This is a genomic window from Streptomyces sp. NPDC001606 (assembly GCF_053596835.1).
This window is the reverse complement of record NZ_JBSFHC010000052.1, coordinates 1-1,269: the sequence shown is the minus strand read 5'-3', so window position 1 is coordinate 1,269 and position 1,269 is coordinate 1. Positions and strand designations below refer to the sequence as shown.

The following is a 1,269-nucleotide window of genomic DNA, read 5'->3' as shown; positions in this document are numbered from 1 at the left end:
ACAGCGCGCTTACCCTATCCTACTGCGTCCCCCCATTTCTCAAACGGTGAGGAGGTGGTACAGGAATATCAACCTGTTGTCCATCGCCTACGCCTATCGGCCTCGGCTTAGGTCCCGACTAACCCTGAGCGGACGAGCCTTCCTCAGGAAACCTTAGTCATACGGTGGACGGGATTCTCACCCGTCTTTCGCTACTCATACCGGCATTCTCACTTCTAAGCGCTCCACCAGTCCTTACGATCTGACTTCAACGCACTTAGAACGCTCTCCTACCACTGACATCGTAGATGTCAATCCACAGCTTCGGTGAATCGTTTAGCCCCGATACATTTTCGGCGCAGCGTCACTCGACCAGTGAGCTATTACGCACTCTTTAAATGATGGCTGCTTCTAAGCCAACATCCTGGTTGTCTGTGCAACGCCACATCCTTTTCCACTTAACGATTACTTTGGGACCTTAGCTGGTGGTCTGGGCTGTTTCCCTTTTGACTACGGATCTTATCACTCGCAGTCTGACTCCCGTGTATAAATATCTGGCATTCGGAGTTTGTCTGAATTCGGTAAACCGGGATGGCCCCCTAGTCCAAACAGTGCTCTACCTCCAGTATTCTCATCACGAGGCTAGCCCTAAAGCTATTTCGGAGAGAACCAGCTATCTCCAAGTTCGATTGGAATTTCTCCGCTACCCACACCTCATCCCCGCACTTTTCAACGTGCGTGGGTTCGGGCCTCCAGTAAGTGTTACCTCACCTTCACCCTGGACATGGGTAGATCACCTGGTTTCGGGTCTACGACCACGTACTATTTCGCCCTATTCAGACTCGCTTTCGCTGCGGCTCCGCCTTCTAAAGCTTAACCTCGCACGTAATCGTAACTCGCCGGTTCATTCTACAAAAGGCACGCTATCACCCATTAACGGGCTCTAACTACTTGTAGGCACACGGTTTCAGGATCTCTTTCACTCCCCTTCCGGGGTGCTTTTCACCTTTCCCTCACGGTACTGGTTCACTATCGGTCACTAGGTAGTATTTAGCCTTGGGAGATGGTCCTCCCGGATTCCGACGGAATTTCACGTGTTCCGCCGTACTCAGGATCCACTCAGGAGAGAACGAACTTTCGACTACAGGGCTTTTACCTGCTCTGGCGGACCTTTCCAAGTCGCTTCATCTAACTCGCTCTTTTGTAACTCCACATTTTCGAAACTTTCTAACTTATCCGTTACTGCATCAGCATATTGGGGTGATAAATTAGACTGACCCGGAATCTTAA

At 50.6% G+C, this 1,269-nt stretch carries 1 rRNA gene; it reads right to left on the bottom strand.

Annotation, left to right across the window (positions count from 1 at the left end):
• Positions 1-1,269, bottom strand: a 23S ribosomal RNA gene (locus ACWCV9_RS37660); the annotation flags it as partial.